The sequence below is a fragment of the Roseivivax halotolerans genome, from assembly GCF_900115815.1.
Taxonomy (GTDB): Bacteria; Pseudomonadota; Alphaproteobacteria; order Rhodobacterales; family Rhodobacteraceae; genus Roseivivax; species Roseivivax halotolerans.
The window spans coordinates 1-8695 of the sequence record NZ_FOXV01000027.1 but is presented as its reverse complement, the minus strand read 5'-3'; the positions used below and the strand labels follow the sequence as shown (position 1 = coordinate 8695).

The window sequence follows — 8695 nt, the reverse complement described above, 5'->3', positions numbered from 1 at the left end:
AGAGGGCCGCTTTCAGCGGACCTCGCCAGAAACCCCGCCCCGATTTTCGGCACCAAGACCGGAAGGGGCACACCACAAGGAGGCCAGACATGGCTTATCAGATTGTCGTCACGACCGAGGAAGGCATGACCACCTTCTACCCCGACTGCATCGAGCAATGGGTCGAGGACATGGGAACCAGCATCACCGGCATTTCCTCCAACCCGCGCACCCGTGCCGAGCTTCAGGGTCACCCGAAGATCGCGGGCTTCAACGGCCCAGCTTGGGGCGGCACCACCGAGCAGGGCGAACCCATTATCCGCTACGAGGACAGGGAGACCTACGCGGCCCTGTCCGTCTGAGATCGGCAGCGGGGTTACTCCCTGCCCCGCGCCGAGGCTGGCCTGTCGAGCAGGCCAAAGGGAGGGGCGGATAACGCCCCCCCACCAACCACCAGAGAACCGGAAGGAGGTGAGAACAATCAGCGATGACACCATGAAGCGCCGCATTGCCGAGGCTTGGGCGCTTCTCAGGAAGGGCGATCACTTTGGCATAGGCCGCCGCTTCCTGATCCAGCACGGGGCCATCTAAGCCCCCTCGCCTCAGCCCGTAAGGGCTGGGGCACCCATAGCACAAAACAGAAACGCACCACAAGGAATGTCCCAATGACCAAGCAAACCACTATCACCGCCGACGAAGCTCGTTTCCCGCTTTCCAAGCTGGTTTTGTCCCCGATGAACCCGCGCCAGAACGTGCCCGCCGCCGAGGTCGAGGAACTGGCCGAAAGCATCTGGACCGCTGGCCTGATCCAGAACCTTGCCGGGATCATGGACGGTAAAGGCGGGGCCGAAATCGTCGCTGGTGGCCGTCGCCTGCGGGCGCTGCAACTGCTGGCCGAGCGCCACGCCGATCTGGCCCAGGTACGCCCCGAACTGGCAAACCCGCCTGTCCGCATCGCGCCCGATGATAGCACCGCGCAGGCGTGGGCCGTGGCCGAGAATGCTGCCCGCCGCGACCTTCACCCCGCCGATGAAATCCGGGCCTATGGCAAGATGGAGCGCAGCGGCGCGACTCCCGCAAAGATCGCCCGCGCCTTCGCCGTGACCGAAAAAAGCGTCTATCGTCGCCTCGCGCTGGCGGGTCTGCCGGACGCCGTGATCGACGCGCTCAGCGCGAACGAAATCAACCTCAGCGCCGCCGCCTGTTTCACGGTCAGCAGCGACGAGGCGCGGAGTCTCGAAGTCCTTGAGCAATGCAAGGGCCGCAACTGGTCCGACTACCAGATCAAGAAGGCCCTCAAACCCGATGCGGTGAAGGAGACCGATCGCCGCGCGAAATTCGTGGGCATCGAAGCATACAAGGCCGCAGGGGGCCGGGTCGGCAGCGACCTTTTTGCCGAGGAAACCTTGCTCGATGATCCCGACATTCTCGATGCGGTTTTCGCGGAGCGGCTTGCCGAGGTCGCGGAGAACCATGAGCGCGACGGCTGGAAGTGGGTCGAGGCGAGCCAAGCCGATTATCTCGCCTACTGGTTCCTTCAGGAGAACGGTTTCGCGCGCATCTACAAGGAGCAAGGCGACCTGTCTCCCCAGCAGTCCGAGCGGTACGATGAACTGGCGGAGCTGGCCGAGGCCGACGCGCTTGACGAGGCCGGAGAGGAAGAGCTTGCCGCGCTCAACGCCATCACGGAAGGCGACTTCACGGAGACGCAGCGCGCGCATTCTGGCATCATCATCTATGTGGACTCGCGGGGCGAGATGCAGACCGTCGAGGGTCTTATCCGCAAGGCCGACAAGGCCGAGGCGATTGCCGCAGGTGTTCTTGCGCAGTCGCAGCACGGCGCGGATGATGGACCCAAGAGCCCGATTTCCCAGAAGCTCCGCGACGATCTGGGCCGCGTGTCGCGCGGCGCGCGTCAACACGCTGCCTTGCGCGACCCTGACCTGCTGATCGACCTGCTGGCCTATCAACTCAGCCATAACCTCTATTGGTCCAAGCCGTTCGGCCTGTCCGTCGAGGACGTGCCCAACTGGCCGACGACCGAGGCCGATGGCTATGCGCTGGACGAGCGCCTGACCGAGAACCCGCCGCGCGACATGTATGGAAAGGACCTTGGCAAGAGCTTCCGGGCGTTCCGTCAGAAAGGGGCGGATCACATTCGCGGCGAACTGGTGCGCTTCCTTGCCGCGCAGCTTCGGGGCGGTGACGAGAAGTTGGCCGCGTTGATCGAGAAGGAAACGCAGCCCAACACCCGCGAAGTCTGGACGCCGACCGCCGCCAACTTCTTTGGCCGTGTCGGAGGCCCTTACATGGTGGACCTGTGGCGCGACCTTCTGGACCTGTCGAGCGATCACCCGACCGCGACCACCTTCGAGAAGCTGAAAAAGGGCGAGAAGGCCGCGAAGCTCGAAGCCCTGTTCCGTGGCGATCACGAACTGCGCAGCGCCCTCGGCGTCACCGACGAGCAGGCCGAGAAGATCGCGGCGTGGCTGCCCGAAGGTATGGAATGAGATCGAGGGCGGGGCGCTCGCGCCCCGCCCCCCGGTTCGCACCGATGTACGGTCGCGATCTTTCCGAATTTAGAGGGATGTTCCCATGCCTGATTTCACCGCCCACCGTCACCCCGTCCTTGCCGTCCGTTGCCCTGACTGTGGACGCGCACCAGGTGTTTGGTGCCGCCGCCCGAGCGGGCATATGGCGAATGACTTCCACACGAGCCGCAAGGCTGAAGCGGATCGGGTCTTCATCGACCAACACGGGCCGGACGCAAGTGTCGAGCGTGATGGTGGAAGTTGGATCATCGACCCACGCGGGCGCGTTGGCATCCGTCCGCGAGCCGAGCAAATGGCTCTGTTCTGAAGGCAACTCATCTGCTGCGCTGGCAACGCCTGATGGCCCGTGCTAAGATGGAACCAAACCAGAACAATCAGGCCCCGACATTTCCGCCGCCGCTCCGCCAGACAGCGCGTTGAGCCGCGAGCACACCGATTATCCTTGTGGTGAGGATGGCACTTGGCCCCGCTTCGGCGGGGCCTTTTTTCTACCGTTTAAGCCTCATGGTGTCCCCCCAGGCCGGGGCACAAGGCCCCGCCCTGGCCGGACTGGCGCTATCCGCGCAGGAGCCGCATTCGCGGCGGCACGGGGGCAGTCAGGAAAAGACTTTTTGATAGAGGTCGGGGAAGAAGTCGAAGACCTTCTTGCGCAGGCGGTTTCGGTTCGAGACGAACTCCGCCGCTTCATGGACTTCCATCTCTTTCAGGGGTGCGCCCCCGAACACATGCAGTCCGCACCGCACACGGATTTGGTAGACCTTGACCCCGTTCGTGTCGGAAATCAGCCGCCGTTGTGGCCCGCCATCGCGCTCGCCGGGGAGATAGGCCGCTTGCAGCCTATCATAAGCCCGCATCGCATCTTCGGAAACCGTTAGAGAAAGGACGGAGTAGACCCGCTGCGAAGTCACACCATCCTCATGCGCCCGGAACTTCGCGACAACGCTTCGGTGGTTGCCTTCTGTGATGAAGAGATCGCTGTCAATCTCTGCAAGATGCCAACCGTCAGGGGTGCCATATTTGTTGTTGGGGTCGTTGTCGAAGGCCAGCGGATCATCGTAATACTCGGGCCGCAATTCGAGAACGTCGAGCTTGGTCGAGATTTTCTTCCCGGCTCCCAAGAACTGGCGCCAAGTCATGCCCTGATTATATGCTCCGTGTGACGTGCCGACGATTTTACGCGGATCAATCGGGCAATTATCCTTCCGTTCTTCCTTCACCACGAAGTTTCTGGCTTCGCCTAAGCTGAAAGGCTGGATCTTCTCGTCCGCCCAACCGCCTGCTGTTGCAAGCCACCGCTTGCCAGTGGGCGTCGTCACCGTTTCATTCAAGAATTTGCACCAATCAAAGCTCATTCACACCATCCCTTTCGCTGCCCGCCCCGGTAGGGCCGTGCCAGCCCTTCCGAGATCATGGTTTCAGCAACGTCTTCGCGACCGACATACAGCCGGGCCAAGCCTCGGTCGTATCTGTCTTTCCCCGGTTGGATGGCGAGATCGACCAGCTCGCCCGAGGCGATCAGCTCGCGCAGCCGTCTCGTTGCCTCGTCACCGAGCGCCTTTTCGTAGTCGCACCGGGGCGAATAGACTTCCGGGGTGTCGAAGCCGACCAACCGAAACCGCCTGCCATCGAGATCAATCGTGTCACCGTCGATCACGTAGATCGAACTCGGGTTCACAGGTTCCGCGGCTGACTTCGCGTCGATCGACAGCCAGCCAACAGCAAGCATCCCGGACACAAGGACCGCGATCACCCGTCTAGTCGATTTCGTTAGTCTGCGCTCACGCCTCGGCCTTGAACGCCGTTTCTTTCGCATGTTCTTCGGCTTCCCCTGCTCTTGGTTTCCAAGCACGGACCCGATCAAGGCCCGCCAATCTCTTAGGCCCATATGAGACTATTTCTCTTTTGGCACTCGCCCCAGGTTTCGAGCGGTCCCGTTATTGTCTTTGCGATTGAATCTGCCGGTACGTTGGTTTGCAACCCGATGCCTTCCTTGAGCCATGACCGCCACTGAATATCGCGAAAATCAGGTTCGCTTGTGTCCCCTTGGACCGTGTTTCTCAAACGGAACATTGCTTGGTCCTCTCTTTGCGACCGAGCGGCGCTAAAGCACCGCACTTCAAGCAAAAAATCGGTTTCCGCTATGCGGACCCTCCGATTTTTGGTTTGATCGCATCGAGGACCAGCATGACCGTTCTTCATCGAAACACTTACTCCCAAGGAGACACATCATGAAAACCTTCGCCAACTACGAGATCGTCGGGCGGGTCGGTCAGCTCAAGGAAGGCAACGGCGTACTGCGTATCACCATTGCCGCCGAATATGGCCGCAAAGACAATAACGGCACCTTCCAATCGAAACCTTTCTGGAACGAAGTGAACATCTGGAACGAGAACGTCATCAAATGGGCCAAAGAGAACGTCGGCCCCGGTGATATCGTCCGCTCCGTGGGCACGATCCGCCAGGAACAGTGGGAAGACCCAAGAACAGGAGAAACCCGCTACGGCGTCACCCTCAGCTCCGAGAGCTTCGACAACTACTCGCATGAAGTCCGTCGTCAGGTAGCGCGGCAGGCGGGCTAACCGCCCGGGCGGGCCTGACGGCCCGCCGCCCTACGGGCGCGGCGCAGCGTCCACCCCTTTCAATCGGTCGCCCCCATCGAGAGGGCGGCCGATTGCGCTTCGCAGCCTGCGGCTCCGAACCACCGGCGGGCGGCGATGCGACATTGGACCTGACCGCGAAGGTGCAAGGTCTGTCTCCTTGAAAAACAGCGGCCACTCTACACGGCGCGGCTGGCCGTCAACACCAAGCCCTTCGGGGCGCTTCGCGCGTGTTGACGGCCAGCCTTTCCCGCCGTGTCACCGAGCCTTGTTTTTTCAATCAGGAGACAGACCATGAATTACATTCGCAAGCGTTCCACCCAACTCCGTCGCATCGCCGCCCGCCGGCTCCGAGCCATCCGCAAGCTGCTGCGCGCAATCGACCTCAGCCTCACGATTTCGCTCAACCTCGGCTTCCTGAAGGTCGGTGTCACCATCAAGCGCCGCCCCAAGTAGGGCGGCAGCGACGGCCAGGCCCTTCGGGCTTGGCCTTCCCGCTTTCATCTTCCCCTCAGTATCCTCGGGGGAGCGCCGACAGGCGCGGGGGCAGACAGCCCCCTGCCCTGTCATCGTCCCTGTATTCGGGCATCGCCTATGGTGCCCGCCGAGCCGTTCACGCGAGATCGGTCTTCGCGAAATCGTTGCCCATGTAGAGCAAGGCTGCACGGTATCCCTTGGCACAGGCATAGGCGAAGCAATCACCGAAATTCAGATCGGCCTCATGCCCTACCGCCTTCCCATAGGTGCGCGCGGCGTCGAGAGCCCCGCTTCCGAGGCTATCCGAGATAATCACGCTTTTGGCACGGGCCTCGGTGAAGAACAGATCGACCGCCGCTTGTGCGGCGTCGAGTTGTTCTGCATCCGGCGACTTGTGTTTGCCTGACCGGGACCGCGCCAGCCCGACAACGGCCTCGAACCGAGAAAGCGGGGAGAAGAGCGGGCGCTTCTCGCTCGCGGCAAGCCGTTTGACCAGTTCGTCCGATCCCGGCTCGCGGTTGAGGATCGCTATAACGGCAGAGGCATCTATGAACATCAAACGTCACCCCACATCGCATCCGCGTCCGCTTTCGCGTCATAGTCGGGATCGACAGGCCCAACTCTGTCGGCAAGATTCCGTGCAACTTCAAGGCGTTCAAGCAGTGGCACTTGATCCTTGGCGGTGGCAATGGCAGCATTCAAAGCAGCTCGCACGGCCTCTGTCTTGTTCTCTGCGCCGGTCAGTTTCATCGCTTCAACAGCCAGCGCATTCACCGCTTCATCCCTGATGAATAGTCCGGGCATGGTGTATATCCTGTTGTGTATATCCGTATATGTTAGTATGAATATACAGGCCGGTTTAGTCAAGCATGTGAGGAAAATTTGGCCCATCCCGAAGAGATCGAGCTGACCCAATCAGAGTGGTTACGAGAGGCAAAATCGGCGCTCATGCAGCGTGACCCTGTTGACGCTTTGAACGACGCAGAGGCGCTAGTTTCTTTTGCGCAGAAACGGCTTGATGCTTTGTTTTCCGGGCGTGGCAAATCCTGATCGTTCGTGACCTCGTGCGTTCGCCCGAGGACACGCCCGCCCAGGACCGGGCTCTACTCGTGCGCCGGCGAGACCGGCGCACTCCCCGAGCTTTTCGCGCTGCCCGTCCCTGCGCCCCAGGTGCGCCGCCCGCCGTCTCGTCCCGAGCCGCCGGATCGACGCGGGCGCATGGTCCGTTCAGCCCGAAAATCTCGGCCCTTCGGGTAACGATCTTCCCTCGGTTCCCTCGGCCTTTTGCGGGCCAGACCTTCCCACAGGACGCCTCGCTTTCCTTCGCTGTGTGATGGCGCGTCCAGCTCGTCGCCTGCATGGCCCTGCCCCGTCCCCTTGGCCGGGGCGGGCTGGAAAGCTCTGGCCTAAGAAGGTTCGGAGATCCCCGCGCGAGCGCGGCGATCGCACTGGCGGGGGGTTCGGGCAAGCCGAACGCCGCCCGCATCCTTGGGCCAGGTCGCGCAAGCGCGCCCTGTCCATCTAGGGAACCGCCGGTTCCCCCGCGCAAGGCCGTCCGCTTAACGGGTCGAAGGGGTTTCCCCAACCACGGTCTCGGCCGAGAGCCGAGCTGCGTGGCCGGGTGATCCCCCTCCCCTTCGTCCCTACGAACAACCCTGCACGGGTCCCCCTCCTGCCCTCGCCGGGAGGCAGGCTTTCAGGAGAGGGGCGCGCTTCGCGCTTCCTCGCCAGAAACCCCGCCCCGATTTTCGGCACCAAGACCGGAACGGCGACACCACAAGGAGGCCAGACATGGCTGAGTATCGCTTGGGTTCTTCACCCGCAGTTCGCACCCCCGGCCTCGTCGCATGGGCCATCAATGGCTATGCCTTCGAGGATGATCGGCCCACGCTTTTGCACATCATCAAGACTGCATGGCCGCATCTTCCCGATGACGCGATCCACCAGCTTCTTTCTGGAGCAGTCCCCTACACCGTCGAGGACGAGACGGTAATTTTCAGCGTCGAGGATTGAGGGGTATCATGGCATACGAGATCGAGACCCTTCGCCAACGTCCCGCCGATTTTCTGCAAGTCAGCCCCGTCACCGTAGCCGGTGACGGGGGGCTTCCTGAAGTCTGCGAGATCGGCCACGAAGACGGCTTTGCGCTGTTCGGCATGACCAAGGGCGGCGACGAGTTCACCGCCTACGAGGCGCATCAGATCGAGGAAGTCGTGCGCGTCGCGTTGCTCGCGCATCGCGCGTTCGGCTATGCCGTGCGCTGGCATGACGCCGAGTGCCTGACCACCCGCCCTGTCACTGACTTCGCGGACATTTCCGAGGACATGGCCGCAGCTCTGCATGATTTTGTCTATGACGAGCTGGACGAGGCCGACCACGCGAACCTTGAGCTACGCGGTGAAACCTTCGAGGCTCATCCGTTGAGCGCCGTTCGGGACGCCTTCTGCGACTATTCCGACTACAACGGCGCAGGCACATCCCGCGACCCTCACCTTTCTGTCGAGGCAGTAACGCCGTGCGTCATCGAAGGGTACGAGATCACAGAGCGAACCCGTTTCCGGGTCCGCTACCAAGTCCATGCCGGGCGCGACCTCGCCGTGCCCGGCACCTACTGGATCAACAACGTGACGACTCTGGAAGGTTGCCAAAGAGCCTACATCGAGGCGCGCGAGCAATCTGGTCTTGGCGGATCGCAGTTCGGTTCAGGCGAGCTTTTCGATGAAATGGGTCAGCACCTCGCTCACATCAGCTACAACGGAAGGCTCTGGCCCCCGGTGGCGTGGCATTCCGACCTGAAGCCGCTGGCGGAAGCGCCGCGCTAACCGAGCCTTTACAGCTTCCCGCGAGAATTGAAGCGGCTCCGCCTCCTGCGGAGCCGCTTTCTGTAGCGGCAGGAGAATCCGGCCCTTTGCTGAAAAGGCCGGAGTGATGGTCCTCGCAATTTCCATGTTCGTTCTGTTCATCGTCGCCCTCGGCGCACGGCGGCGATAGCCGGGGCAAATCCTGATCGTTCATGACCTCGTGCGTTCGCTCGAGGACACGCCCGCCCAGGACCGGGCTCTACTCGTGCGCCGGCGAGACCGGCGCACT

The 8695-nt window shown here is 62.1% G+C and carries 11 protein-coding genes; 7 read left to right on the top strand and 4 right to left on the bottom strand.

Features of this window, described 5'->3' with window-relative positions; all coding sequences use genetic code 11:
* Positions 1 to 89 precede the first annotated feature (89 nt).
* The 3 genes from BM171_RS18430 (at position 90) to BM171_RS19470 (ending at position 2838) form a co-directional block, all read left to right on the top strand.
* Positions 90 to 341 (top strand): hypothetical protein, encoded by a 252-nt coding sequence (locus BM171_RS18430; protein ID WP_093016075.1) that lies wholly within the window; start codon positions 90 to 92, stop codon positions 339 to 341.
* 303 nt (positions 342 to 644) lie between these two features.
* Positions 645 to 2489 carry a ParB/RepB/Spo0J family partition protein gene (locus BM171_RS18425; protein WP_093016072.1) on the top strand — a complete coding sequence of 615 codons (1845 nt, stop codon included), beginning with the start codon at positions 645 to 647 and terminating at the stop codon, positions 2487 to 2489.
* An 85-nt stretch (positions 2490 to 2574) separates the two neighbouring features.
* Positions 2575 to 2838, top strand: a complete 264-nt coding sequence (locus BM171_RS19470) for a zinc finger domain-containing protein (RefSeq protein WP_093016069.1) — start codon at positions 2575 to 2577, stop codon at positions 2836 to 2838.
* A 289-nt stretch (positions 2839 to 3127) separates the two neighbouring features.
* Here BM171_RS19470 and BM171_RS18415 read toward each other — a convergent pair whose 3' ends face one another.
* Together BM171_RS18415 and BM171_RS18410 are read right to left on the bottom strand one after the other, a co-directional pair.
* Entirely contained in the window at positions 3128 to 3883 is a 756-nt protein-coding gene (locus tag BM171_RS18415) for a hypothetical protein (protein WP_093016066.1), read from the bottom strand.
* A complete protein-coding gene (locus tag BM171_RS18410; protein WP_175497634.1) occupies positions 3880 to 4281 on the bottom strand; it encodes a thermonuclease family protein in 402 nt (133 codons plus the stop codon). The genes BM171_RS18415 and BM171_RS18410 overlap by 4 nt, the downstream gene beginning before the upstream one ends.
* Before the next feature lie 478 nt (positions 4282 to 4759).
* Between BM171_RS18410 and BM171_RS18405 the strand changes: the two genes are divergently transcribed.
* Both BM171_RS18405 and BM171_RS19070 read left to right on the top strand, forming a co-directional pair.
* Complete coding sequence (locus tag BM171_RS18405) at positions 4760 to 5110, top strand: single-stranded DNA-binding protein (RefSeq protein WP_093016060.1); 351 nt, start codon at positions 4760 to 4762, stop codon at positions 5108 to 5110.
* Between the two features lie 312 nt (positions 5111 to 5422).
* On the top strand, positions 5423 to 5584 hold the full coding sequence (locus BM171_RS19070; RefSeq protein WP_175497633.1) for a hypothetical protein: 162 nt from the start codon (positions 5423 to 5425) through the stop codon (positions 5582 to 5584).
* A gap of 157 nt (positions 5585 to 5741) precedes the next feature.
* On the opposite strand, the gene BM171_RS18400 is transcribed toward BM171_RS19070, so the two are convergent.
* Both BM171_RS18400 and BM171_RS18395 read right to left on the bottom strand, forming a co-directional pair.
* Positions 5742 to 6161, bottom strand: a complete 420-nt coding sequence (locus BM171_RS18400; protein WP_093016057.1) for a type II toxin-antitoxin system VapC family toxin — start codon at positions 6159 to 6161, stop codon at positions 5742 to 5744.
* Positions 6161 to 6409, bottom strand: coding sequence for a type II toxin-antitoxin system VapB family antitoxin (locus BM171_RS18395; protein ID WP_093016054.1), 249 nt, complete (start codon positions 6407 to 6409; stop codon positions 6161 to 6163). The genes BM171_RS18400 and BM171_RS18395 overlap by 1 nt, the downstream gene beginning before the upstream one ends.
* Positions 6410 to 7396: 987 nt before the next feature.
* Here BM171_RS18395 and BM171_RS18390 point away from each other — a divergent pair.
* On the top strand, positions 7397 to 7618 hold the full coding sequence (locus tag BM171_RS18390; protein ID WP_093016051.1) for a hypothetical protein: 222 nt from the start codon (positions 7397 to 7399) through the stop codon (positions 7616 to 7618).
* 8 nt (positions 7619 to 7626) lie between these two features.
* Positions 7627 to 8427, top strand: coding sequence for a hypothetical protein (locus tag BM171_RS18385; RefSeq protein ID WP_093016048.1), 801 nt, complete (start codon positions 7627 to 7629; stop codon positions 8425 to 8427).
* Positions 8428 to 8695: the final 268 nt, after the last annotated feature.